The sequence below is a fragment of the Microbacterium sp. NPDC089698 genome (assembly GCF_044749045.1).
In the GTDB taxonomy this organism is placed as follows: domain Bacteria; phylum Actinomycetota; class Actinomycetes; order Actinomycetales; family Microbacteriaceae; genus Microbacterium.
Map to the genome: position 1 here is coordinate 198809 of NZ_JBIVHE010000004.1, position 24091 is coordinate 222899.

General features: G+C 72.5%; 20 protein-coding genes. 8 read left to right on the top strand and 12 right to left on the bottom strand.

Going from position 1 to position 24091, the window contains the following annotated elements; genetic code table 11:
• Window positions 1–2 precede the first annotated feature (2 nt).
• From ACIPY5_RS12880 to ACIPY5_RS12925, 10 genes are read right to left on the bottom strand one after another with little or no spacing between them, the layout of a single operon-like run.
• A complete protein-coding gene (locus ACIPY5_RS12880) occupies window positions 3–1106 on the bottom strand; it encodes a glycosyltransferase family 4 protein (RefSeq protein ID WP_400971348.1) in 1104 nt (367 codons plus the stop codon).
• Entirely contained in the window at window positions 1103–2920 is a 1818-nt protein-coding gene (locus ACIPY5_RS12885; RefSeq protein ID WP_400971350.1) for an ABC transporter ATP-binding protein, read from the bottom strand. Before ACIPY5_RS12885 ends, ACIPY5_RS12880 begins: the two co-directional genes overlap by 4 nt.
• On the bottom strand, window positions 2914–5178 hold the full coding sequence (locus tag ACIPY5_RS12890; protein WP_400971352.1) for a glycosyltransferase family 4 protein: 2265 nt from the start codon (window positions 5176–5178) through the stop codon (window positions 2914–2916). The genes ACIPY5_RS12885 and ACIPY5_RS12890 overlap by 7 nt, the downstream gene beginning before the upstream one ends.
• On the bottom strand, window positions 5171–6109 hold the full coding sequence (locus ACIPY5_RS12895) for a glycosyltransferase family 2 protein (RefSeq protein WP_400971354.1): 939 nt from the start codon (window positions 6107–6109) through the stop codon (window positions 5171–5173). Before ACIPY5_RS12895 ends, ACIPY5_RS12890 begins: the two co-directional genes overlap by 8 nt.
• The gene (locus tag ACIPY5_RS12900) at window positions 6106–7227 is read right to left on the bottom strand and encodes a glycosyltransferase family 4 protein (protein ID WP_400971356.1); all 1122 of its coding nucleotides are present in this window, start codon (window positions 7225–7227) and stop codon (window positions 6106–6108) included. The genes ACIPY5_RS12895 and ACIPY5_RS12900 overlap by 4 nt, the downstream gene beginning before the upstream one ends.
• A complete protein-coding gene (locus ACIPY5_RS12905; RefSeq protein ID WP_400971358.1) occupies window positions 7218–9464 on the bottom strand; it encodes an N-acetylneuraminate synthase family protein in 2247 nt (748 codons plus the stop codon). Before ACIPY5_RS12905 ends, ACIPY5_RS12900 begins: the two co-directional genes overlap by 10 nt.
• Window positions 9461–10282 (bottom strand): cytidylyltransferase domain-containing protein, encoded by an 822-nt coding sequence (locus tag ACIPY5_RS12910; RefSeq protein WP_400971360.1) that lies wholly within the window; start codon window positions 10280–10282, stop codon window positions 9461–9463. Before ACIPY5_RS12910 ends, ACIPY5_RS12905 begins: the two co-directional genes overlap by 4 nt.
• Window positions 10279–11343, bottom strand: a complete 1065-nt coding sequence (locus ACIPY5_RS12915; RefSeq protein WP_400971362.1) for an RNA-binding protein — start codon at window positions 11341–11343, stop codon at window positions 10279–10281. The genes ACIPY5_RS12910 and ACIPY5_RS12915 overlap by 4 nt, the downstream gene beginning before the upstream one ends.
• Window positions 11334–12311 carry a glycosyltransferase gene (locus tag ACIPY5_RS12920; protein WP_400971364.1) on the bottom strand — a complete coding sequence of 326 codons (978 nt, stop codon included), beginning with the start codon at window positions 12309–12311 and terminating at the stop codon, window positions 11334–11336. Before ACIPY5_RS12920 ends, ACIPY5_RS12915 begins: the two co-directional genes overlap by 10 nt.
• On the bottom strand, window positions 12308–13234 hold the full coding sequence (locus tag ACIPY5_RS12925; protein WP_400971366.1) for a glycosyltransferase family 2 protein: 927 nt from the start codon (window positions 13232–13234) through the stop codon (window positions 12308–12310). Before ACIPY5_RS12925 ends, ACIPY5_RS12920 begins: the two co-directional genes overlap by 4 nt.
• A 41-nt stretch (window positions 13235–13275) precedes the next feature.
• Here ACIPY5_RS12925 and ACIPY5_RS12930 point away from each other — a divergent pair, with 41 nt between their 5' ends.
• Entirely contained in the window at window positions 13276–14595 is a 1320-nt protein-coding gene (locus tag ACIPY5_RS12930) for an O-antigen ligase family protein (protein WP_400971368.1), read from the top strand.
• Between the two features lie 13 nt (window positions 14596–14608).
• Here ACIPY5_RS12930 and ACIPY5_RS12935 read toward each other — a convergent pair whose 3' ends face one another.
• Window positions 14609–16279, bottom strand: a complete 1671-nt coding sequence (locus ACIPY5_RS12935; RefSeq protein ID WP_400971370.1) for a polysaccharide biosynthesis tyrosine autokinase — start codon at window positions 16277–16279, stop codon at window positions 14609–14611.
• 171 nt (window positions 16280–16450) lie between these two features.
• On the opposite strand from ACIPY5_RS12935, the gene ACIPY5_RS12940 reads away from it, so the two are divergent.
• On the top strand, window positions 16451–17335 hold the full coding sequence (locus tag ACIPY5_RS12940) for a nucleotidyltransferase family protein (RefSeq protein ID WP_400971372.1): 885 nt from the start codon (window positions 16451–16453) through the stop codon (window positions 17333–17335).
• Window positions 17332–17637 (top strand): PqqD family peptide modification chaperone, encoded by a 306-nt coding sequence (locus ACIPY5_RS12945; RefSeq protein ID WP_400971374.1) that lies wholly within the window; start codon window positions 17332–17334, stop codon window positions 17635–17637. The genes ACIPY5_RS12940 and ACIPY5_RS12945 overlap by 4 nt, the downstream gene beginning before the upstream one ends.
• Before the next feature lie 429 nt (window positions 17638–18066).
• Here the strand turns inward: ACIPY5_RS12945 and ACIPY5_RS12950 are convergent, their stop codons facing one another.
• Window positions 18067–19269, bottom strand: a complete 1203-nt coding sequence (locus tag ACIPY5_RS12950) for a glycosyltransferase family 4 protein (RefSeq protein WP_400971376.1) — start codon at window positions 19267–19269, stop codon at window positions 18067–18069.
• A gap of 362 nt (window positions 19270–19631) precedes the next feature.
• On the opposite strand from ACIPY5_RS12950, the gene rplM reads away from it, so the two are divergent.
• The 5 genes from rplM to ACIPY5_RS12975 all read left to right on the top strand — a co-directional run bounded on the left by rplM (window position 19632) and on the right by ACIPY5_RS12975 (window position 24081).
• On the top strand, window positions 19632–20078 hold the full coding sequence (gene rplM, locus ACIPY5_RS12955) for a 50S ribosomal protein L13 (RefSeq protein ID WP_045249783.1): 447 nt from the start codon (window positions 19632–19634) through the stop codon (window positions 20076–20078).
• Window positions 20079–20104: 26 nt separating this feature from the next.
• Window positions 20105–20587: a 30S ribosomal protein S9 gene (gene rpsI, locus ACIPY5_RS12960; protein WP_309357313.1), complete on the top strand. Its 483-nt coding sequence runs from the start codon at window positions 20105–20107 to the stop codon at window positions 20585–20587.
• A gap of 15 nt (window positions 20588–20602) precedes the next feature.
• Window positions 20603–21958, top strand: a complete 1356-nt coding sequence (glmM, locus tag ACIPY5_RS12965) for a phosphoglucosamine mutase (protein ID WP_309357312.1) — start codon at window positions 20603–20605, stop codon at window positions 21956–21958.
• On the top strand, window positions 21939–22388 hold the full coding sequence (locus ACIPY5_RS12970) for a VanZ family protein (protein WP_309357311.1): 450 nt from the start codon (window positions 21939–21941) through the stop codon (window positions 22386–22388). Before glmM ends, ACIPY5_RS12970 begins: the two co-directional genes overlap by 20 nt.
• A gap of 235 nt (window positions 22389–22623) precedes the next feature.
• A complete protein-coding gene (locus tag ACIPY5_RS12975) occupies window positions 22624–24081 on the top strand; it encodes a sugar transferase (protein WP_309357310.1) in 1458 nt (485 codons plus the stop codon).
• Window positions 24082–24091 lie beyond the last annotated feature (10 nt).

Here is a 24091-nt window from a genome sequence, read left to right on the forward strand (position 1 = left end):
CCTCAGCGCAGCCGCTCGCCTCGGTCCGCGACCTCTCGCAGCACGTCGGCGACACGCGCCCAAGTGCGATCGAACGTCAGCCGGGCCTCGACCTCGGCCCGCGCCGCGTCGCCGACGCGCTGCCGCAGCCCCGGATCGCCGAGGGCACGGCGCACCACGCGCGCGACACCCTCCGGATCGTGCAGCGGCAGTGCCAGATTGCTGCGCCCGTCGTCGAGGTACTCCGCCATCGCGGCCGTCCGGGTCACGGCCGTGCACCGGCCGCAGGCCATCGCCTCGAGCAGGACGCTCTGCCCGGTCGGGTAGGCCAGATCGTGCGTGGGCACGACGACGAGGTCGGCGGCGCGCAGGTTGTCGCGGTGCGCGGGCATCGGCACCGGCGCGTGCACGGCCACGTTCGGCGGGAGCGGGATCTCCGCGAACCGCTCGGGCTGGGTGAACAGGTCGTAGCGGATCTCGGGGGTGAGCCGGGCAGCCTCGACGAGCGTGAGGTAGTCGCGGCCGCGATCGATGCCCATCGCCGCCACCTGCAGCCGCGGACGCACCGGCGCGGAGGGCGTGTACCAGGTCTCGTCCACTCCGAAAGGAACGGGCACGATCCTGTCCGCGACGCCGATCCGCGCGAACGCCTCGGCCTGGTTCTGCGAGAACACCACGATCGCGTCCAGCGCGCGGGCCGTGCGGGCGATCCGCTGCCGCTGCTCTTCCGAACCGTGCACGAGCTCCTCCGCCCACCAGCACGACACCGCCACGATCGGCGGACGCGCATACGGCGGGATGCGTCGGCGCCGCAGCGCCGCAGGGAGCACCGCCTTGTCCTCGAGCAGGCACAGCACGGCATCCGCACGAAAGGCGTGCCGGGCGCCGCGCAGCGCCAGATCCTGCGCCACGCCGCTGCGATGCTCGGCCACGTCGCGCAGCTTGCGGTGCAGCGCCGCCCGCGCGGGAGGCACGGTGACGAGGTCGATCCCGTGCGCGGCGAGCAGGTCCACGCGATACGGGCCGGCGATCCGCTCGCCCTCCGGCTCCCCGTGCTGGTCGCGACGCAGGCCCGCGTGGTCGAACAGGCCGAGAACGCGCAGCTCGCGATTCCCGGAGGCACTCACGAGTGCTCGGCCCCGAGCTCGCCCAGTTCGACCATCCGCGCGAAGGCGGGGACGGCATCGCGCACCTGCGCGAAGGTGCCCTCCGCCTGGATCAGGCCGTCCCCGAGGAAGACGAGCTTGTCCACGTCCCGCACGGTCGACAGCCGGTGCGCGACGATGATGATCGTCAGCTCGCCGTGCATCGCCGCGAGCGAGCCTGCGATCTGCGACTCGGTCTCGTTGTCCAGCGCGGAGGTGGCCTCGTCGAGTACGAGCACGCGCGGCGAGCGGTACAGGGCCCTGGCCAGCCCCAGCCGCTGCCTCTGGCCGCCGGACAGGCGCGTCCCGCGCTCGCCGATCGTCGTCTGCAGCCCCTCCGGGAGCTCGGCGACCAGCGCGTCGAGACGTGCCAGTCGGAGAGCCCTGGCGACCTGTTCCCGGTCGATCGTCTCGGCGGCGACGCCGAACGCCACGTTCGCCTCCACCGTGTCGTTGAGCAGGAACACGTCCTGCGGCACCACGCCGATCCCGGCGTACCAGCGCGCCGGGTCCTCGAGGATCGGCACCCCGCCGCACTCGATCCGCCCCGCGGTCGGCGTGAGCAGTCCCAGGATCAGGTCGATGAGCGTCGATTTGCCGGCCCCGCTGGATCCGACGAACGCCGTGGTGGTGTGCTCGGGGATGACCAGATCGACCGCGCGCACCACGGGATCCGGAGCGTCGGGGTAGGCGAACTCCACGCCGCGCAGGGTGATGTCGCCGCGCAGGGGCTCCGCCGTGACGGGCTCCTCGACGTGCGGATCGGCACTGGTCAGGTCGTCGATCGCATCGGTGAGGATCCGCATGCTGGCCTCGGCGCCGCGCACGGCCCCCACGTTCTGCGCCATGAGGTTCATGGTGGGCAGCGCGCGCATCGCCGCGGCGCCGAAGAGACCGAGGGTCCCGATCGTGCTCGCCGCGGATCCGGTCGTGAACAAGGCCGCCGAGACCACGGCGATCGAGAGCGCGAAGAGCACCTGGGAGACGGCGGCGGGCACGGCGCCCAGTGCGGTGAGCATCCGGTTCGCTCCGGCGAGCTCCTTCTGCGACTGCTCGTAGCGTCCGAGCAGTCGCGCCCCTGAGGCGGACAGCCGCACCTCGCGGAAGCCGTGCACGAGCGGGATGAGCGTCGCCCAGCCGCGCAGGTTCGCCGCGGTCGACGCCTCCCCCGTACGCCGCTGCGCCGGTTGCAGCGAGCGCTGCATGATCGCCATCGTGCCGCCGAACAGGGCGACCGTGAGCACCGTGACCACCGGCGAGACGACCAGCAGCACCGCGCTGATCGCGACAAGGGTGAGGGCGCTCGTGTAGATCGTGAGCACGCAGGTGAGGGCGGCGCCCACGGTCGCCGTGCCGCCGATGTTGCGCAGGATCTCCGCGTCGGAGCGGCGACGATGCGAGACGTAGGGCTCGAGGCTGTAGGCGCGCAGCATGGCCGTGTTCGCCGCGACGGCGAGCCGGGCCGAACGGCCGGCCTGCCACCACACCAGGAGCACCGAGAGCCCGCTGCACACCAGGAACAGCAGGGCGATCAGGACCGCGAAGGCGGGGATCAGCCGTTCCGGCTGCCCCGACCCGAGCAGGCCCGCGACCCACTGCACGACGCCCGCATCGCTGTGCCCCTGTGCGATCAGCTCCATGAGCGGCACCATCGCCGCGACGGGGATCGTGCCCAGCGCGGTCTGCGCGAGCATCAGCACCGCGGCCAGCGCGACCCACGGCACCGGCCTCATGCCGGAGAGGCGCAGGAGTGCGCCGAGACCACGGCGCACCGTGCGGTCGAACACGATCAGCATGTGCTCTCCCCCTTCCCGGTGCTCGTCGTCGCGCTCTGCATGATCTCTGTGCCCTGCCCGCCGCCTGCGACGCCGCGATAGATCTGCGCGACGGCCGCCGTCATCTCCTCCGTCGAGTTCAGACGATCGTAGGGGACGTGCGGGGCGTCGAGGAGCGCCGCGGCGACGGCGGGCACGTCATCGGGATCCACGAGCCGTTCCACTCCGACGATCTCGCCGTTCCCACCCGCAGCGGACGCCACGACGCCGAGGCCGTGGGCGACCGCGTCGAGCAGGGTGTACGAGCAGTTCTCCCAGACCGAGAGCTGCGCGACGACGTCCGCCTCCGCCATCGCGGACTCCGGATCCACGAATCCAGGGAAGGCCACGACGACGCCGAGCCGAGCAGCCTGCGCCTCGAGCTCCGCGCGCAGCGGGCCCTCGCCCGCCACGGTCAGCGTCGCCCCCGGCTGTTCCGCGTGCAGTGCCGCGAAGGCGTCGATGAGGGCATCGATCCGCTTCTCCGGCGCGAGTCGGGACAGAGTCAGGATGCGCGGAGCGCCGCCCTGCTTCCTCGGCGCGGCGGGGGTGGGGATCTCGACGCCGTTCGGGATCACCGCGATCCGCCCGCGGGCATGCCACTTCGCGCGCATCGCAGCACGGGTCGCCTCGGCGACGGCGATCGCGGCGTCGAAGCGCCGCAGGCGGATCCGATGCACGAGCGCCATGCCCCTGGCCTGGATCGAGGAGCGGTGGTACACGCCGTCCTCCCCGGCGATCCCGTGCTCCGTCGTGATCCGCCGCACCCCGCGCGGCAGCGGCGTGCCCGCGACGACGATGTCGGCGAAGGCGAGGTGCGAGTGCACCACGGTGGGCCGCACCCGGCGGACGGCCGCGCGCAGGGTGCGCCCGGAGGCGAGCGCGCCGGCAGCCGGGCCGAAGGCGCCGGTGATCACCGGCGTCCCCTGCGCCTGCAGCCGCGCGGCGAGTGGTCCCTCCGGGCACAGCACGGTGACCGTCCAGCCCGGGATCCCGGCCCTGGTCGCGTCGAGCACGTGCCGGGCCACGCCGCCGATCTCCGCGACGGGCACGACCCAGAGCGCGGTCGGCGCCGTGCTCCGTGCACCCTCCCGCCACTCTCGCACCTGTGCGATCCAGCGTTCGGCCATCGCCTCGGCCGTCAGCGTGCGCATGTATGCCGAGACGTTGCCGGCTCCCCAGTCCGGATCCTCCTCCAGCCGGGACAGCGCCCGGCGGATGCCGCCGACGACGTCGCCCGGCGCGCAGAGCACGGAGTCCGGCAGCAGCCGGTGCTGGTCGATCCCGCCGCCGATGGCGGTGATCACCAGTCCCCGCCCGAGCGCCGCCGCCTCGAGCGGCAGCAGGTCGAAGTACGCGACGCGGTTCGGCACCACGAGCATCCGTGCGGCGGCGATGACCGGCACGGGGTCGTCCCTCCAGCCGAGGTCGCGGACAGCGGGCGACGACCGCCGGGACGGCCCCGCCCCGAGCGTGCTGAAGCGCAGCGCGGGATTCTCTGCATGCAGCGCCTCCGCCGCCGCGAGGAAGCGGTCGTAGCCCTTGTCGGCGACGTAGCGGCCGACGAACAGGATCCCCGGGTCCTCGTCCGAGGAGCCCGCGATCCCGCGCTCCCGCGGTGCGCGGCGGGGCTCCGGCACCCCCGAGAGGATGTGATGCACCGGAGTCCCGGCGAGGATCTCCCCGAACGCCTCGACATAGGCGGTCGCCGCGTTCTGGGTGGGGAACACCACCGCGTCCGCCGCGCGGAAGAGCTCCCTTTCGGCCCGGATCATGCGCCGACGGATCAGCGCGCGGCGGATGCCGCTCTCGTGCGGGTGCATCGCCGCGTGCTCATCGGCGGCGATCGTGGGACTGTGCGGCATGTACCAGACCGCCGCGCCGCTGCGGCGGGCGAGCCCAGCCCGCCGCGCGTCCTGATAGCCCTGGAGGATGACGAGGTCGGCGGCGAGGATCTCGTCGCACAGCGGATCCGGGATCCCGCCCTTGAGCGCGACGCCCACCCGGTGCCGGAGCCTTCCCAGCGCGGCGCGCGGTTCGGAGCGTCGGCGGATCGGGCGGGCCGGCGGCTCGCCCGTCGCCCTGTTGCGGCGCTCGGTAATGATTCCGGAGAATCGGACGTCCAGATCGGGTGGCGCGAGGGCGCTCAGCGCCTCACGCAGGTTCCAGGTGTAGCCGGTGGGGCCGCCGCCGGGGGCGATGAGGTCGCACACCACGAGCACGCGGGTGACGTCAGACATCGTTCACCACCTCGTCGGGACGCCGTTGCCCGGACAGCCCCGCGGCCTCGACGAGCCAGGCGACGCGCTTCTCCGCGGCCCAGCGCGGCATCCGGCTGAGGGCCAGGTCCGCCCGGCGCGCCCGTGCCTCGAGCGCGGCCCGCCCGTCCCTGGCGGCCGTGCGATCCACGATCCGTCCCCACGCTCCGCGTGCGAGAGGTGCGGCGCCGAGCGCGGCGGATCCGTGCTTGGCCTCGAAGGCCCGTCGCGCAGCTCCCGCCAGGAAGGCGCGCCGCACGCGTTCCTCGGTCGTCGTCGCCGCGACGTGGTGCGGCGTCTCCAGCTCCGGCGCCAGCACCACGGGCACTCCGGCCGCGTGCAGCCGGTAGCCCCAGTCCACGTCCTCCCAGCCGTAGGCCCGGAACGCGGGGTCGTATCCGCCTACCGTGTCGAACGTCTCCCGCGTCACCGACACGTTGCCGGCCCAGTACCGCCAGCGCCGGGCGGCGGGCGCGGCGTAGGCGTCGGTGCGGAACCGCTCGTCGCGGGGCGCCCCGTACACGCGCGCATAGGGCGTCGGCGGGAACACGTTGCGGTACAGCCCGACCACGCCGCACGGCGCCCCGGCGTGCCGAGCGAGGTGCGCCGCCACATAGTCGGGCCCGGGACGGAGGTCGTCGTCGCAGCGGATGAGGATCTCGCCGCGCGCCTCCGCGAATCCCGCGTTGAGCGCGGCGGATCTGCCCCGGTTCTCCGGCAGCACGAGAGCGCGCACGGGCAGCTCCCCCGCCGCCAGGTCGACCACCGCGGCGGACTCGTCGACATCGCCGTCGATCACGACGATCGCCTCCCAGGAGGTCTCGGTCTGGGCGCGGAGCGCGTCGAGGAGATGCAGCAGGCGCGTCGCGCCGCCCCGAGTCGGGACGACGATGCTGGCACGCGGCGAGATCATCGTGCGACCTCCTCGCGCACCCGCAGGCAGAGGGCGACCACCCGCTCGCCCCAGCGCGCCCAGTCCAGCGCCTCCGCGTACCAGGCGGCGGCGCTCGCCCGCGAGACCCCGCCCCCCTCGTCCCGCCCCAGCGCGGCCAGCAGGTCCCCCGCTGCAGACGCCGCCCCGTCGCCGTCCGGCACGAGCCATCCGCTGCGCCCCTCCGCCACGATGCTCGGCACGCCGCCGACCCGGGTCGCGATCGCCGGCAGTCCGTGCGCGGCCGCGTCCGTCAGCGCGACCCCGGCGGCGTTCGCCCGTGCGAGCTCGAGCAGCACGTCGGCACGCGCGAACTCGGCCGAGAGCTCGTCCGCGCCGAGTCGTCCCGGTGCGCGAACGTCGTCGGGGAGGTCGGGCGCGGATCCGATCACGGTGAGCGCGATGTCCGCCCCCGCCGCCCGCGCGTGCTGCACCGCCGCGAGCGCCCTGTCTCCGCCCTTGCGCTCCCAGTCGCTCGCGACGACCAGCACCCGCAGGGGCCGTGCGGCGGTCGCTGTCTCGCCGCGGCCGCCCGCGACCCGGTCCGCCGCACCCGGCCAGATCGCCGCGCCCGGCGGCGCGACGACCACGCGCGCCGGATCCGCCCCCGCCCGTGCGAGTCCGTCCGCGGCCCACTGCGAGGCGGCCACGTACCCGGCCGTGCGGCGCGCGGCCAGCGTCCCGATCCGCCGGACCTGCATCGCCGACAGCCGGCTCACGCCGGTGAACACGGAATAGCGGTCCCTCAGGTCGTCGAACGCGGCGTCCACGTACTGGACCACCGGCACGGATCCGCCCAGGCCGGCGACGTCCACCGAGGCCGCCACGGCGAACACGACGTCGACGTGCGCGGCCCGCACCCTGTCCGCGGCGACGCGTCCACGGACGCGCGCGGTCGCCAGCCCGAAGTCCCAGAGGTAGCTCCGACGCGAGAGCCGCGCCGCGGCCCGGTCGAGCGGCGCCGCGGGCACGTCGTGCGTCGAGACCGGCACGACGTCCGCGACCTCGGCGAGCGCGCCGAGCATCGGGCGGATGATCCCCGACCACGCCCCCGGGTCGTCCGTCCGCCACGGGGTGAGGAAGCCGATCCTCACAACCACGCCTCCAGCCGGTCGAGCGCGGTCCAGAAGCCCGCGCCGTTGTCGACGTGCCCCTGCCAGATCTCCGGGATGAACGTGACGCCGGGCAGGAGCGCGTCCAGCTGCGCCCCGAAAGCGGGCCAGTCGATGTCGCCCTCCCCCACCTGCACGCCCTCGCCGTCGACGCCGGTCGCGTCGACCAGGTGCAGGTGGATCGTGTGCGGCGCGAGCAGGTCGACGGCCTCCGAGAAGGCCATGCCGAGCCAGGTCGTGGCGAGCTTGGTGTGCGAGGCGTCGAAGACCAGCGGGGTGCCGGTCTCCGCGGCGAACCGCGCGGTGTCCCGGGGATCCACGAATAGGTTGTGGAACTGCTGCCCGCCCATGAGCCACGGGTACGGCGGAAGCGTCTGCGCGGCGACCCGCACGCCGTCGGTGTCGAGCCGGGCGAGCGCGTCGGCGATGCGGGCGTACTTCGGCCCGCGCGCCGACGGCGGCAGGTGCCGGTCCTTCGTGAAGCCTCCCATCGTCACCACCATGACCGGATCCGTCTCCGCCGTGAACCAGCGGCGGAGGTCCCGGGTGATGTCGATCGTGCGCTGCACCTCACGGATCGAGCGCTCCCGGATCTCCGGATCATCCGAGGCCAGATCCACGAGGAAGTCGCCCGCGAACAGGTCGGGCAGGTGCGTCGTGAACGCGATCGGCAGCCGTTCGGCGAAGACGTCCGACGGCGAGACCTCGAGATCCTTGTAGGAGAAGTGGAACTCGAGGAAGTCGGGGTTCGACTGCGCGCGGAGCGCGAGGGCGTCGTGATAGCGCACCGGCAGGCCCCACGGCCTGCGGAAGGAGAAAGGCCGGCCCGCGGGGGCGGCATCGCGCAGGTCGCCGTCGAAGAAGAAGTCGCCGTCGGCCAGGTCGCGCTGCAGCGTGCGGCCGAGCAGCTGCGGCAGCGCGTTGGGCTGCAGCCCTCGTCCCGGACTCTTCACCGCCACGTCCGCTGCCGCGATCACGGTCCCGGCGGCGAGCGGATGCGCCGCGACGAGCGACTTCGCGAGGGTCACGCGGTTCATCTGCTCGCCCGTCGAGACGGTGCGCGCGGATCCGGATCCCATCGACGCCTCGATGTCGCGGATCTGCTCGACCATGATCCGGAACTCGTCCGGCAGCAGGGAGACCGTGTGGTCGTTGCCCTCCATCGTGCGGTCGACGGTGAAGTGCTTCTCGATGATGTGCGCGCCCCGCGCGACGGCGGCGACGGGGACGTGCCAGCCGCGCTCGTGCCCGGAATAGCCGACCACGCCCTGGCCGATCTCGGCGAGCCGGTCGAGGTAGCTGAGGTTGAGGTCCTTGTACGGCGCGGGGTACGTCGACTGGCAGTGCAGCAGCGCGAAGGGCGCGCCCTGTCCGCGCAGCAGCGCCGCGGTCTCGAGGATCTCGCTCTCCCGCGACATCCCGGTGCTGAGCACGAGCGGCACCCCGCGCCCGGCCGCGTCGAGGATCAGCGCGTGGTTGGTGAGGTCGGCCGAGGCGATCTTCATCGCGGGGATCCCGTAGTCGGCGAGCGCCTGCACGCTCGGCGCATCCCAGGGGGTGCACATCACGTCGACGCCGGCGTCCCGGGCGTGGTCGAAGACTTCGAACAGACTCTCCGCGGGCAGCGAGAACCGGCGCAGCAGATCGAGCGTGTACTGCACCCCGAGGTCCTCGCCGGAGCTGGCCGCCCCGCGCTGCCGGTACAGCGCATCCAGGTCGCGCAGCTGGAACTTGACCGCGTCGGCGTCGGCCGCGACCGCCAGATCCACGAGCCGCTTGGCGAGGTCGACGGATCCGTTGTGGTTGTTGCCGATCTCGGCGATCACGAACGTCGGATGCCCCGCCCCGATCTCGTGACCGCCGATCCGCAGCGTGCCGGTCTCGTCGACCGCGATCGCCCAGAGGTGCCCGCGGTCGTCGACCATCGGCACGTGGTGCACGCCGTCGCGGCCCAGCAACGGCGCGATCTCGGCGACGGGCGTGCCGCGCGGCGCCGTGCGCGCCGCGCGGTTCGCGACCGTCGCGCACGAGACGTCGAGCGAGGCGTCGGGGTTCGCGATCAGCCAGCGCCGGAAGTCGCCGTCGGAGAGGGAGCCGAGAAGGATGCCGTGCGCGTCCACGCAGAACACGATCCGCTGCCTGTTCGCGTTGATCTTCGCGAGCCCGGTGAGGATCGGATCCTCCCCGAACACGATGTACGGCGCGATGTCCCGTTCGATGATCATGAGCGCTCCCCCGTTCGTCCCGTCGGAACCGGCTCCGCCGTCCCGCGCGAGAAACCACGTCCTGCATGAGACACCGCCTCAGAACGGGCGTCTCGTGCGGGATCCGGTTTCTCACCGGATCCCGCCCCCACAGCGGCGGCAAGGTCGCCGAGCACCTGCTCCGCGATCCGCAGGTCGACGAGCGTGTCGATGTCCACGCCCTCGGCCTCGTCCATGACGAAGAGCCCCACGCGACCGCCGATCCGATTGTCCTCGCGCTCGTACAGCTCGGTGCGGGAGAGGTAGAGGGATCCGGTCTCCTTGTAGAAGTAGTCCTCGGCGCGGAGGTCCTGCCGGCGCGGGCGCGCGGCGGGGTCGTATTCGGCCGTCGCGCTGCCGCCGTCGAGGGCCGGGTGCCAGAAGAACGGGGTCTGCGGCACGACGCCGACGAGGCTGTCCACCCCGGTCTCGGCGAACTCGTGCACCGCGCGGGCCAGCGTGCCGGGCAGCCGCACGGGCGAGGTCGCCTGCAGCAGCATGACCGCATCGGGGCGGCGCCCCTCGGCGGCGCGGTGCCGGATCGCATGCAGGATCACCGGCTCCGTGGGCGTCGTGTCCTGCGCGAGCTCCGCCGGTCGCAGGAACGGCACGTCGGCGCCGGCCGCCCGGGCGATCGCGGCGAGCTCCGGATCGTCGGTCGACACGAGCACGTCGAGCGACGCGGCGAGCGCCTGCTCGATGCTCCACACCACGAGCGGCTTGCCGGCGACGACCCTCGCGTTCTTGCCCGGGACGCCCTTGGATCCGCCGCGCACGGGGATCACGCACAGGATGCTCATCGTCGTCCTCCTTCAGCGATGGCGAGCACCGCGCCGGCGATCGCCCTCGCGGGCTCGACGGCGGGGCGCGCCGGGGCGGCCGTGGCGGATCCGCCCCACACGCTCAGCTCGTACCGGTCCCAGAACTCCCGCACCCAGTCGGGCGGGCGCACGCAGGTGACCCAGGCGTCCCGTCCCGCGGCCGCGGCCTCGAGCACGCCCGTCGAGAAGATCGACACGACCGGCCCCTGCGATGCCGACAGCGGGCCCGACTCGGCGAAGCGGATCCCCTGGCGCCGCCACCGCGCATGCTGCCACCGGGACAGGCGGTCCACCTCGGCGGGGTGCGGACGGTACAGCGCCCCGTGCGCGCGGCAGAAGGCCGTCGCGGTCGCCGCGCTGATGCGCCGAGGAAGCTCCGCCCCGTGCAGCTGCCCGAGGAAGACCGGCGGCCCGTCCGTCGAGGAGCGCCCCTCCGGTGCGGCCCCGGGTGCGGCCCACAGCAACTGGCTGCCGACCACCTCGCTCGTCACGTCGACGCGCCCCGAGCGCCAGTACTCGGCGTCGCGCGCGGAGAACGCGAGCAGGTGCGCCCCCTCCGGCAGCGGCGCCATGAACGGGGTGAGGAGTCCGTGCTGCACCACGAGGGAGCGCCAGCCCTGCGCCCGCGCCCACGCGAACGCCGCCGCTCCCACCGGAAGGAAGTGCCCTGCGGAGACGACCGCGCGCACCCCCCGCAGCGCCGCGGGCGCCTCACCGGGATCCACCCGCTCCACCCGCCACGCGCCGGGCAGCCGCGCAGAGACGTCCGCCGGCGCGATGACCGCCACCGGGGCGTCCTCCAGGTGCGCGAGCGGTTCCAGGACCGAGGCGAGGGCGGTCGGGGTCACCGCGTCGAGGGCGAACAGGACGGCCGGATCCGCTCCGCGCACGTGCAGCGCGAACGAGGACGGCGCGGCCGGGCGGCGCACCGCGTCCCGCACGCGCCGCACCGCATGGCGTCCGCGCTGCCAGCGCCGCCATGCATCCAGATCCGCCGGGAACCGCAGGCCCGCGGACGCCGGGACCCCGCTCACGTCCATGCCGCACGCACCTCTCTCATGCGGTGCACGAGCGTGTGCTCGGCGAGCGTGCGCCGGCGTCCGGCCTCCCGGATCCGCTGCGCCCAGCTCTCGTCCCGCCTCGCGCGGCGCACCTGGTCGATCAGCTCGTCGTCGCTGCGGAAGACGAGCGTCTCGGATCCGACCTCGTAGTGCCGGGCGACGTCGGGCCGGTCGATGAGCTGCAGGGCGCCGACGCCCGGCGCCTCGTAGGTGCGCATCGAGAAGCCGTCGTGTCCGTCGCCGTGGACGTTGAGGGTGGCGGCGCTCCCCGCCATGACGCCGAAGTACGTCGCCCGGTCGACGTCGCCGTGCGCGGGCACGCCCGCCCCGCGCCAGCGCGCGGTCCGCAGCACGTCCCAGGGGCTCCTCGACCATTCCCGCCCGTACGCCTCGACGGCCTCGCCGGCCTCGGCGAGCACCCGCAGCAGGCGCTCCCGCTCCGGGTAGCGCGCGCCGATGAAGCTCGTGCGGTGGCTGGGCCGCGGGGTGAACGCGGTGAGCGCGTCAAAGCCGTCCGGCAGCACCGCGGCATCGATGCCCCGGCTCTGCAGCGTGCGGGTGTCGTCGGGGCTGTAGCTGAACACGCGGTCGACCGTGCCCAGCGTCTCGTCGTCGTATCGCATCCGTGCGAGCTCGTCGTAGAGCCACAGGGCGCTCTGCGCGCCCGATGCGGCGAGCGCATGCCACCAGTCCGCCTCGAGAGCGTCGCCCTTCACGACGAGGACGGCATCGGGATCCGTCTCCGTCAGTGCGCGGATCGCGGCCGCGGTTGCGGCGCCGCGCACGCGCGCGGCGAACGCGGATCCCGGTGCGCGATGCGCCAGGGCGTTGCCGATCCCGCCGGCGTCGTAGCAGTGCACCGTCACGTCGAGCTCGAGCGCCTCGAGCGCCGCGGCGAAGGCGCTCCAGTATCCGTGGAACACCGGGCTGACCAGGAGCACCCTCATCGCGCGCCTCCCGGCCGGATCGCAGCCAGTTCCCGCCGGTACGTCTGGACGGGCCGCACGTCCCGCCCGAGGATCCGCCTGCCGGTGTTGAAGGCGAGGTTCACCGCGCTCGCCCCGCGCAGCCCGAACCGCAGCAGACCAGGGTGCTCGCCCCACTTCTCGGCGTAGCGGATCCGCGCCTGGGTCACCCAGCGCACGCGCCGGGCGGAGTCCGACGAGCCGCCGCCCTCGTGCCGCACCTTCACCGTGCCGAGGAACACCGAGGGCACCCCCGCCGCGGTCAGCCGCCGCTGCAGGTCGACCTCCTCCACGTTCATGAAGTAGCGCTCGTCGAAGCCGCCGGCCGCCCGGAACGCATCGGCCGGCATGAGCAGCGCGGCGCCCAGCACCCAGTCCACCGGCAGCACCGCGCCGGCGACGCACCGGGTGTCGTGCCCGACTGCCTCCTGCAGGCGCGGCCGGAATCGGGCGAGCGGCGTCAGCCATTCCACGACGTGGTGCCGGGTGCGCGGCCAGCGTCTGCCGGCCCACTGGGTCGCGCCGTCGAGGCCGACCACCATCGGCGCCGCCACGGTCCGTGGCCAGGGCGAGGCCGCCGCGATCAGCGACGACACGAAGGCCGGGTCCAGCTGCAGGTCGCTGTTCAGCACGAGCAGGCGCTCCTGAGAGGCGGCGGCGACCCCCGTGTTGACGGCCGCGCCGAAGCCGCCGTTGCTCTCGCGGCGCAGCACGATCACCCCGGCCGCATCGGGGAACGGCTCGGGCGACGCGTCGTCCACGACGATGAGCTGCAGCGGGGGCGCGCCGACCTGCGTCCGCAGCGCGTCGAGCAGGGCGAGCGTCGGAGCCGGATCCCCGTGGTGCGGCACCACGACCGAGAGCCCCTGGGGCGTGACCTCGACGGAGGCATGGAGGTCGCTCATGACACCTCCCCCCGGAGGCCCCGACCTGGCACAATCAGACCATGTCGGACCCGCCCTCTGCCGCATACGGACGCCGCGGGCGTGCAGACCGCGCCGGAGGCGGACCGAAGCCGCGGGCTCTCATCCCGCCTCCTCGGACCGAGGGTCGTGCCGCTCCGAAGGCCGCAGCCGACCGCGGAGCCTCCTGGGGCGCGGAGGCCCTCACCGCATCGAAGCGCTGGCTCTCCGAGACTCCACTGCTCGAGTTCACGATGGCGATCCTGCTGGCGGCCGGGTACAACCTTCCCGGCCTGCCGGTGGAGGTCCCGATCCGCTACTTCGCGATGGCCGTGCTCGTGGTGGTCGCGACGACCCGCCGACCGCGCTTCGTCTCGCCGCAGCTGCGGCTGTTCATCGTCGCCGCCGTGGCGCTGATCGTCTACGACCTCGCCGTGTCGGCGTCCGCGGCGCCCATGACGGGTGCGTCCGACTGGCGCCAGCGCCTCATCCGGCTCGGGCTCCTGCTCGTGTTCACCGTGTTCGCAGGGACGGGCCGGTTGCGCCTGGTCGCGCTCATCGACGGTTTCGCGTGCGGGCTCGTGCTCAACGCGGTGCTGTTCTACGCGGGACTCGCGCCGCACGACTACCAGCAGTTCCTCTCCGGCTACGTCGGAGACAAGAACGCCGCCGGTCTGCTCTACGCGATCGGCGGACTGCTCCTCGCCGCCACCCAGACCTCGCGCTGGGCCCGTGCGGGAACGCTCGTCCTGTTCACCGGCCTCACCGTCCTGACCGGATCGCGCACCACGATGGCGGGTCTTCTGGCCGCCCTGGTCTGGCTCGCCGTGTTCTCCCGCCGGCGGCTGCTGACCCGTCTCCTCGGCGCCGCCGCCCTGTGGCTGGGCATCTCCTACCTGCAGGACAACCTCGCCCAGATCGGCGTGTTCGCCGATCGCACCGGCACCGACCAGCTGCGCGCCCAGATCGCCGACAGCGTGGCGCGCAAGCTCGCCGAGACCCCGCCGCAGGGGTCCGGGCTCGGCACGGCGTTCGTGACCATGTCGACCGGCCAGACGTTCCTCTTCCACGACTCCTATGCGACGCTGCTCGTCGAGGGCGGCTTCTTCGCGCTCATCCTCGTCGTGAGCCTGACCGTATGGATCGGCCTGCGACCTCTGCGCGCGGAACCGGGCCCGTTCAGCATGCAGGCGATGGAGGCCTCCACGATCGTGGTCCTCGTCACAGCGACGCAGCTGGGCGAGGTGTTCCTCACCATCGGCTGGGCGCTCACGATTGCGGTCGCCCTGCACGGAGGGCTCTCTCGGCACGGCGACCCCGTCGCCGCCCCGGCCCTCGACGTGCACGGTCCTCACCTCGCCTGACGGTTCCGTACGGTCACGCCGAGACGTCGGGATCGAGGCCGTCCGCGCCCTTGGCCCGGCGCGCACGAACCGGGGTGCTGCGCTGCCCGGTCTGCGCGACCCTCGGACGCGCATGGGTCGCCCTCGTCGAGCTCGCGGCGTCATCGGACACCGTACGGGAGCGGCCGGCCCGCCTCTCCCTGTTCACGCCCTCGTCCTCCGCGCCGCTCTCCTCCGCTGCCGGTGCGTCCCCATCGAACGCGGCCGGCGACAACTCCGCCTCGGTGATCAGAGCGGCGACCTCGTCGTGTCCCGCGGCATCGTCGTTCCGGCTCGTCTGCGCGTAGTAGTGGCTGTTCTTGCGGTAGTAGCCGTAGCCGTTGGCGCTGTTGCGCATCGACACGAAGTTGAGCACGACGCCCAGGATCCGCGCCCGGATCTGGGAGAGCTGCGTGCGGGCCTCCACGACCTCGGTCTTGCGGGTGCGGCCCATCGCGATCACGAACACCAAGCCGTCCACGAAGGCGCTCATCACGCTCGCGTCGGTCACCGGCAGCACGGGCGGCGCGTCGATGACGATGAAGAAGTCGCGCCGGAGCTCTCCGAGCAGGCGCTGGAAGGCCGTCGACCCCAGCATCTCCGACGGGTTCGGCGGGATCCCGCCGGCGGGCAGCACGAACAGATTCGGATCCGAGGTCTGCCGGATCGCCGGTCCGATCGGCATCTGGCCGCTGAGGACTTCGCTGAGGCCGACGGTCCCGTCGAGCTCGAACCCCTCCGCGACAGTCGGACGGCGCAGGTCGCCATCGATCACCAGCGTGCGCTGACCGGACTCGGCGAGCACCCGGGCGAGCGCGCGGCTGGTACTGGATTTGCCCTCGCCGAGGTTGGCGCTCGTGACCATGACGACGCGCACCTCCTCGTCCACGCTCGCGAAGCGCAACCCGGTGCGGATCTGCCGATGCGCCTCGTGCGCGACGGCCCGCGCGATCGTGTCCTTCTTGCCGTGCCCCTCCGGATCGAACCTCGGCACACGGCCGAGAACACCCGCCCCCACGATCGCCGCGACATCCGTGTGCGCGCGCACCCTGACATCGAGTGCGCGCCGCAGCAGCACGAGCAGAAGCCCTACGGCGAGGCCGATCAATGCCCCTGCCAGGATCAGGGCGCGCTTGTCCGGCGCCGACGGCGTCTTCGGCGCGACGGCCTGGTCGAGGGGCACGATCACGATGCCCTCGGTCGGCACCACGGTGCTGCCCGGCGGCGGGGTCGCCCCGGCTCCGGCGGCATCCTCGATACGGGCGACCACGTTGGCGAGCGCGTGCAGGGCGCCGTTCGCGAGCCGCAAGGCGCTCTGCGGGTCGGGTGCGTTCGCGGTGACCCGCACCATCGTGCTGCCCGGCACGACCTGCGCGCTGAGCGAGCCGTTCAGCTTCGACAGCGGCACCTTCGCGTCTTTGGCGATCTCCTCCCGCACCTGCGCCGTGTCGACCAGAGGCATGTACGCGCCGGCGCGATCGATCGCGATGTTGGTGCCGGCGATGACGGCGCCGCCGGTGCCCGCGATGAATCCGGTCGCCTGCGCCGTGTAGACGGGCGGGGTGAGCTGGGCGGTCACGAAGCCGCCGAGCGCTCCGAACAGCAGACCGAGCACGAGGAAGAACCACCCTCGACGGATCAGCACGAGGAAGTCGAGCACTGTCACGAGCAGCTCCTCCGTTTGCGGGGAGGGTATACCGAGCACCGCGGGCGCCAACTCCCCAGTAGCGCTCGCCCGTAGTCTATGCCGACGAATCGCCGGAGCGCACTAACCGAAATATCACTTAGGAAATGCCCGGTCGCGGCACCATCGCACACGTCGTCCTAGAATCGGCGCGTGGCCATCGCACGCACGAGCGGTTCGTCGACGGGCGTCACCGCACGCGTGCCGGCGTGGGCGAACGTTCACCTGTCGCACGCGATGGTGCAGCGCGTGGCCGACGGCGCGGGCGTGGATCTGCTGCACATCAAGGGTCCGGCCACCGACGCCGCGCTCCGCCCTGCGATGCATCGCTCCGGGGATGTGGACGTGCTCGTGCGCCCGGCACACCTGGACCGCTTCACCGCCGCTCTCGAGGCGCAGGGCTGGTCGCTGTACACGGGATTCGAGGAGGGCTCTCCCTTCGAGCACGCGGCGAACTTCCGGCACCCGACCTGGAGCTTCGTCGATGTGCACCGCGCCCTCCCCGGTCCGCGCGCCGATCCGGAGGCCGTGTTCGAGCGGCTGTGGCGCGACCGCGGCACGGCCCCCATCGCGCACCGGCCGTGCACCGTGCTCTCCCTCGCGGGTCAGGTGCTCGTGCAGACCACGCACGCCGCGCGCTCGCAGGGCTCCGAACGCGCCGACGCCTGGGCTCGCTGCGGGGAGGACGTGCAGCGGGAGGTGCGGGCGCTGGCGGCGGAGCTGCAGGCGACCACGGCGCTGGCGGCGGGGATCGGCGAGCTGGAACAGCACCGCGATGCGCCGGACTTCGCCCTGTGGACGTTCTGGTCCCGCCGCGACGGCGACCGGCTGGACGAGTGGTCGGCGCGGTTCCGCTCGGCGGTCGGCGCCGGCGCGAAGCTGCGGGTACTGCGGCAATCGCTGCGGGTGAACCGGACGCACCTCGCGCTGCGTCTCGGCCGCGAGCCTCGCCGGGGCGAGATCGTGCGCGCGCAGTTCGCGCGGCTCCGCCTGGCGGGCAAGGTCGTCGGGGCGCGCCTGAGAGGAGCTCGGCGATGAGCGGTTACCGCATCTCGCCCGAGGCGGCCTGGATCGAGGCCTCGGAGCACGACGGCCCCGACCACCTCGTCTGGGCCGCGCATCTCGGCTCCGGGGCGCAGTTCGAGTTCTCCGACACCGGCTGGCTGATCTGGATGCTGCTCTCGGACGGCATCGGCGACGTCGCCGCGCTCACCGCCGAGCTCACGCGCATCCATGCCGAACTCAGCGCCGGGGCGTCCGGATCCCCGTTCGACGAATCCGCGGTCTCGGCGTTCCTCGCCGACCTGCTGGCCGACGGCCTCCTCGTCGTCAACGACTGAGCAGGCCGCGGATCCGCCCGGTCGGATCCGTCCGGATTTCGCACGTGCGGAAACCGCATCGCGCCCCTAGAGTGAGCACAGCCGAGGTTCCTCCCCCTCCTCGGCGTTCCAGCCGGTGCAGTCCACTGCCAGGAAGCGATGAGCTGGGGTTCTCCCGCTTCCGTGGACCGCGGCTTGGACTGCACCGGCGCCCCGGCTCCGCGGCCTGCCCGCGCCCGCCGCCCGCGCGCCCGCCCGCGCTGGCCCGCCCGCCCGCGCCGGCCCGCGCACCCGTCTGCGCGCGCCGGCCCCGCGGCGTGCCCACCTGCGCCGACGCCCCCTCTGAGCGCCCGCGCCCCCTCCCACGTACGCACCTGCGAGGGGGCGTCGACCCACCGCGCACGCAACCCCGCACCCCGCTGCACACTCGGGACCGGCGGCGGCCCGTCGTCACGCGTGCGGCGGCTCGCTCCTCCGCACGCCCAGCGTGTCGACCAGTTCCCGCATGCGCGACGCCCCCGCGGCCGGAGAGAACTCCGCGAACCACCGCTCGAACAGCGGGCCGCGGTGGGCCGGGATCCCGCCCGTCGCGAGCGCCGCGATCCGGTCCGCGAGCGCGTCCGCATCCCCTGCCGGCACCACCTGCGCGGCGCCCCCGACGACCTCGGGCAGCGCCCCCGCGTCGCTGACGATCAGCGGCACCCTGGCGGCCATCGCCTCGGCGGCGACGAGCCCGAACGACTCCGGGACGATGGACGGGACCACGAGCAGGTCGATCGTGTCGAAGAACTCCGCGGCGTCGACCCAGCCCGCGCGGTGCGTGAGCCGGGCGACGGGTCCGAGCGCCTCTTCCATGACCTCGAGGTCCTCCTCCGGCACGAACAGCGGCTCTCCCGCGAGCACGAGCCGGAAGCGTCCCGGCATGCGGTCCTCGAGCAGCCCGAGGGCGTCGGCCAGGATGTGCACGCCCTTGTCGAGCCCGAGCCGTCCCAGGAACCCGATGCGGATCCGGCCGTCCTTGTCGGGGGCCGGCTTCGCCCGGCGGATCTGCTCGGTCCAGTTCGGCAGCACCAGCGCCTCCGGTACCGCATCCAGCATCGCGCGGGACGGCACCAGGGTGGTCACCGCGTCGCGCCGTGCGAGCTTCGCCAGGATCCGGCGGAGACCGGACGGCTCCTGGTGCAGATGCACCAGGCGCCCCGGACGGCGTGCGGTCGCGAGCGAGGGCACGAGCCCGTTGCACCAGAGCAGGCCGTCAGGACGCGCACGGTCCCACCGCCGCAGCGCCCACATCCAGCGGAGGCGTCTGCGGGCCGGGAGCCCGATCACGGACAGTCCCCGGTGCAAGGCCTCGTTCAGCACGGCCGACGGCGCCGGCGCCACCACGGTGACGTCGACGCCCAGCGCGTGCATCGCGTCGGCCAGGCGCAGCAGCATGACTTCGCCCCCGCCGATGCCGCCGTTGTTCGCCGCGATGTAGACACGCTCGAATCGGGCCGGACTCCGAGGCACCGCCCAGTGCGCGCCCTCGGCGAGCGCCCACGGCTCCGCCCGCTCCGCGAGCGGCATCAGCGCCGCGGGAGCCCGCGTTGCCGTGCGGTCATCGATCGTCGGCGTCTCGACCGCCCTCAGCGGTCGCGCAGCGTCGCTCATCAGTGCCTCCCCAGTGGCACAGCAGATGCCTCCCACAGGCATCGCAGCCTCAGGCCGGCTGCACTGTGCAGACTACGTCACAACGCACGCGACCGAAAGCGTCCCGGGCAAAGCCGCGCGCGGCCTCGGGCGGACGCGACCGGAGGAGGGGATCGTCCGCACGCGCACCCCGCCGTTTTGGAGGATGCGGATCCGTGCCGTAAGCTTTCTCTTTGGTGTGCGATCACTGCTGGTCGCACGCACGAACGTGAGCCCTCCACTGGCGTGTTCCCCTTCGGCCCTCGACGAGTTCGGGACCGATGAGAACCACCCCGGAGTGGGATTCACGAACCTCTCCGTTCGATCAAGAAAGCAGCACTATTGTGACGCGCACTTACACCCCCAAGGCCGGGCAGGTCCAGCGTGACTGGGTCGTCATCGACGCCACCGACGTCGTTCTCGGTCGCCTCGCCTCGCACGCCGCAGCGCTCCTGCGCGGCAAGCACAAGGCCACCTTCGCCAACCACATCGACTCGGGTGACTTCGTCATCATCGTGAACGCCGACAAGGTCGCGCTCACCGGTCAGAAGCTCCAGAAGAAGATCGCCTACCGCCACTCGGGTCACCCGGGCGGGCTCAAGGCCGTCGCCTACTCCGAGCTGCTCGAGAAGAACCCCGTCCGCGCCGTGGAGAAGGCCATCCGCGGCATGCTCCCGAAGAACAGCCTCGGCCGCCAGCAGCTGGCGAAGCTCAAGGTCTACACGGGCTCCGAGCACCCGCACGCCGCTCAGCAGCCGAAGACGTACACCCTCGACCAGGTCGCCCAGTAAGCGCCGTTACGAATAAGGACATACTCGTGGCTGACAACGACACCACCGAATTCCCGCAGAACTTCTCGACCGAGACCCCTGAGGCCGCCGCCGTCGAGACCGCTCCGCGTCCCGTTCTGACCGTCCCCGGCGCTGCCGTGGGTCGTCGCAAGCAGGCCATCGCCCGCGTGCGTCTGGTCCCGGGCGCCGGCACCATCACGGTGAACGGCCGCTCGATCGAGGACTACTTCCCGAACAAGCTGCACCAGCAGCTGATCAACGACCCGTTCACGGTGCTGAACCTCGCGGGTGCGTACGACGTGATCGCCCGCATCTCCGGCGGTGGCCCCTCGGGCCAGGCCGGTGCGCTGCGCCTGGGCATCGCCCGCGCGCTGAACGAGATCGACGCCGAGAACAACCGCCCGACCCTCAAGAAGGCCGGCTTCCTCTCGCGCGACGCCCGCGTCAAGGAGCGCAAGAAGGCCGGTCTCAAGAAGGCCCGCAAGGCTCCTCAGTACTCGAAGCGTTAAGCCGCGCAGACCTCTATGGCTCTGTTCGGTACGGACGGGGTGAGGGGGCTGGCCAACGGCCCCCTCACCGCCGATATCGCGCTCACCCTGGCCCAGGCGACTGCTGTCGTCCTGGGCCAGGGCCGTATTGCCGAGGCTCGCAAGGCCGCCGGCAAGCGCCTCACCGCCGTGGTCGCCCGCGACCCGCGCATCTCGGGGCACTTCCTCAGCGCCGCCGTCGAGGCGGGCCTCGCCTCCTCCGGCGTGGACGTACTCGATGCGGGCACGCTGCCGACCCCGGCCGCGGCGTTCCTCATCGCGGACATCGACGCCGACTTCGGCGTGATGATCTCGGCGTCGCACAATCCTGCGCCCGACAACGGCATCAAGATCTTCGCCCGCGGGGGCGTCAAGCTCCCCGACGTCGTCGAGCAGCGCATCGAAGAGGCCATGGCCGGCGAGAAGCTGCGCCCCACCGGCGCCGACGTCGGCCGGGTCAGCCGCTTCTCCGACGCCGAGGACCGCTACGTCATGCACCTGCTGGCGTCGCTCCCGCACCGTCTCGACGGCATCCACGTCGTGCTCGACTGCGCGCACGGAGCCGCCAGCGGCGCCTCCCCCGAGGCGTTCAGCAACGCGGGCGCCAAGGTGACCGTGATCGGCGCGGATCCCGATGGGATCAACATCAATGACGGCGTCGGATCCACGCATCTCGACAAGCTGGCCGCCGAGGTCGTGCGCGTCGGCGCCGACGTGGGCATCGCGCACGACGGCGACGCGGACCGCTGCCTCGCCGTCGACGCCGACGGCAACGTCATCGACGGCGACCAGATCATGGCGATCCTCGCGGTCGCGATGAAGGATCGCGGACGCCTCGCCGACGACACGCTCGTCGCCACCGTGATGAGCAACCTCGGTCTGCACGTCGCCATGCGCGAGCACGGCATCACCGTCCGCCAGACGGCGGTCGGCGATCGCTACGTGCTCGAGGACATGAACGCCGGCGGCTACTCGCTGGGTGGCGAGCAGTCGGGTCACGTCATCATGAGCGACTTCGCCACCACCGGTGACGGTGTGCTCACGGGCCTGCACCTCGTGGCCGAGATGGCGCGCCAGAAGAAGACGCTGGCCGAGCTCGCCTCGATCATGACCGTCTACCCGCAGAAGCTCGTCAACGTCAAGGACGTCGACCGCACCAAGACGGACGACGAGCACGTGCAGAAGGCCGTGAAGGCCGTCGAGGCCGAGCTCGGCGACTCCGGCCGGGTGCTGCTGCGCCCCTCCGGCACCGAGCAGCTCGTGCGAGTGATGGTCGAGGCCGCCGACGAGGAGTCCGCGCACGAGTATGCGCACCAGCTCGCCGAGGTCGTGCGTGAGCGACTCGCTCTCTGAGAACGCCACCGGGACGGTGCCCGGGCAGCCTCGGCTGCGCCGGGCACTGTTCTGGATGATCGCCTATGCGCTCATCGTCGCCGTGATCGTGTTCTGGCCCGAGCCGTTCCTCTCGGCCCTCGACCCCTGGATCCGCAGGGTGACGGCAGGCTTCCCGGGACTGACGCTCGTGCGCGTCGAGTTCATCGCGAACGTGGCTATGTTCGTCCCGCTCGGATGCTTCCTCGCGATGTTCCTCCGCCGGCATCGCTATCTGGTCGTCCCGATCGGATTCCTCACGACCTGCCTGATCGAGACGGTGCAGGGCCTGTTCCTGTCCGACCGCAGCGCCACCGTCGCGGACGTCATCGCGAACACGGCCGGCGCCTGCATCGGGCTCCTCGTCATCGAGGTCGTCGACGCGCTCCGACGCCGCGCGTCCCGGCGCTGACCGGACGGACCGCCGGGATCCGATATTCCAGACTCTGGATTCCCTGCCCGCTCCGAGCTACCATGTAGCCACGCCGCATCCTTTGGGAGGGTGCGGATGCCGATTCGGAAGCTTCTCGACCCGAAAGAGCAGCCCCCGATCGGAGACGGATCACGGCCTGTGGGAGGGCCGCGCTCCGGGGAGGATGGCCCCTGCCATCCGCCGTTGTGGGAACGGTTCTGGGGAGTTCTGGGGAGTGTCTGGAAAAGTCGATTTCGTAGCGACGGCGCACACCGTCGCCCTCTGGCGCCACGCCTACGCGAAGCGCCTCGCCGTCACCGATACGATCATCGTCTGCGCGGCGGTCGCCTTCGCGCAGATCGCGCGATTCGGATTCGATGACTCCCGCGTCGTGGGGCTCAATCTCCTGAACGCGGAGCTCGAGTACTCGATGTTCTCGATCGCGCTGGCCCTGGTGTGGTCGCTCACGCTGCAGCTTTCCGGCTCGCGGAACGCGAAGGTCATCGGCGGCGGTTCGCTCGAGTACAAGCGGGTCGCGGACGCCACGCTCCGGCTGTTCGGCGTGCTCGCGATCCTCGCCTTCGGATTCCAGCTGCAGCTCGCCCGCGGCTACGTGCTCGTCGCGTTCCCCATCGGGCTCGTCCTGCTCTTCCTCGGCCGCTGGCAGTGGCGGCGCTGGCTGCTCACCCAGCGCACCCGTGGTCGCTTCGCACATCACGCCGTGGTGCTCGGAGAGCGCGAGAAGTCCCGCCACGTCGGGGCCTCGATCATGCGCGAGCCGGGACTGGGAGTCCAGCTCCTCGGCGCCGTGACCGAGAACGGCAGCGACCAGGATCTCCTCCCGGGGGTCCCTGTGCTCGCCGGGCTCGACAACGCGCTCGAAGCGGTCCTCGCCTCGGGCGCGGACACGGTCGTGTACAGCGGATCCGACCGCTTCAGCCCCGAGGCGCTGCAGGAGCTCGGCTGGGAGCTGGAGGCGGCGAAGATCGAGCTGCTGGTCGCTCCCGCCCTCACGGGCATCGCCGGACCGCGGCTGCACTCGATCCCCGCGCCGGGCCTTCCGCTGATCCAGGTCGACTACCCCGCCTTCGAGGGCACGAAGTACCTGGCCAAGCGCACCTTCGACATCGTGGGCTCCGTGCTCGCCCTCCTCGTGCTGAGCCCGATCTTCGCGGTCCTCGCGGTGTGTGTCCGACAGGACGGAGGCAAGGCGCTCTTCCGTCAGCAGCGCATCGGCGTGGGCGGCCGGCGCTTCGAGATGCTCAAGTTCCGCACCATGGTCGTGAACGCCGAGGATCAGCTTCCTTCGCTGCTCGACCAGAGCGACGGCAACGCCGTGCTGTTCAAGATGCGCAACGATCCTCGGGTGACGGCCGTCGGACGCGCGCTCCGTCGGCACAGCCTCGACGAGCTGCCGCAGCTGATCAACGTGCTCCGGGGCAACATGTCCCTCGTCGGCCCGCGCCCTCCGCTCACCTCGGAGGTGGAGCACTACGACCACCGCACGCAGCGGCGGTTCCTCGTCCGTCCCGGCATCACCGGGCTGTGGCAGGTCAACGGCCGGTCGGACCTGTCCTGGGACGACAGCGTGCGGCTCGATCTCTTCTATGTGGAGAACTGGTCGCTGACCGGCGATCTGGTCATCCTCTGGCGCACGATGCGCGTGGTCCTCTCCGGCGCAGGCGCATACTGACCCTCTGCGG

Excerpts from the sequence above, each read along its gene's own strand:
- ACIPY5_RS12885 (WP_400971350.1), bottom strand. The coding sequence starts at position 2,920 with ATGCTGATCGTGTTCGACCGCACGGTGCGCCGTGGTCTCGGCGCACTC.
- ACIPY5_RS12890 (WP_400971352.1), bottom strand. The coding sequence starts at position 5,178 with ATGTCTGACGTCACCCGCGTGCTCGTGGTGTGCGACCTCATCGCCCCC.
- ACIPY5_RS12895 (WP_400971354.1), bottom strand. The coding sequence starts at position 6,109 with ATGATCTCGCCGCGTGCCAGCATCGTCGTCCCGACTCGGGGCGGCGCG.
- ACIPY5_RS12905 (WP_400971358.1), bottom strand. The coding sequence starts at position 9,464 with ATGATCATCGAACGGGACATCGCGCCGTACATCGTGTTCGGGGAGGAT.
- ACIPY5_RS12910 (WP_400971360.1), bottom strand. The coding sequence starts at position 10,282 with ATGAGCATCCTGTGCGTGATCCCCGTGCGCGGCGGATCCAAGGGCGTC.
- ACIPY5_RS12915 (WP_400971362.1), bottom strand. The coding sequence starts at position 11,343 with ATGGACGTGAGCGGGGTCCCGGCGTCCGCGGGCCTGCGGTTCCCGGCG.
- ACIPY5_RS12920 (WP_400971364.1), bottom strand. The coding sequence starts at position 12,311 with ATGAGGGTGCTCCTGGTCAGCCCGGTGTTCCACGGATACTGGAGCGCC.
- ACIPY5_RS12925 (WP_400971366.1), bottom strand. The coding sequence starts at position 13,234 with ATGAGCGACCTCCATGCCTCCGTCGAGGTCACGCCCCAGGGGCTCTCG.
- ACIPY5_RS12930 (WP_400971368.1), top strand. The coding sequence starts at position 13,276 with ATGTCGGACCCGCCCTCTGCCGCATACGGACGCCGCGGGCGTGCAGAC.
- ACIPY5_RS12945 (WP_400971374.1), top strand. The coding sequence starts at position 17,332 with ATGAGCGGTTACCGCATCTCGCCCGAGGCGGCCTGGATCGAGGCCTCG.
- ACIPY5_RS12950 (WP_400971376.1), bottom strand. The coding sequence starts at position 19,269 with ATGAGCGACGCTGCGCGACCGCTGAGGGCGGTCGAGACGCCGACGATC.
- glmM (WP_309357312.1), top strand. The coding sequence starts at position 20,603 with ATGGCTCTGTTCGGTACGGACGGGGTGAGGGGGCTGGCCAACGGCCCC.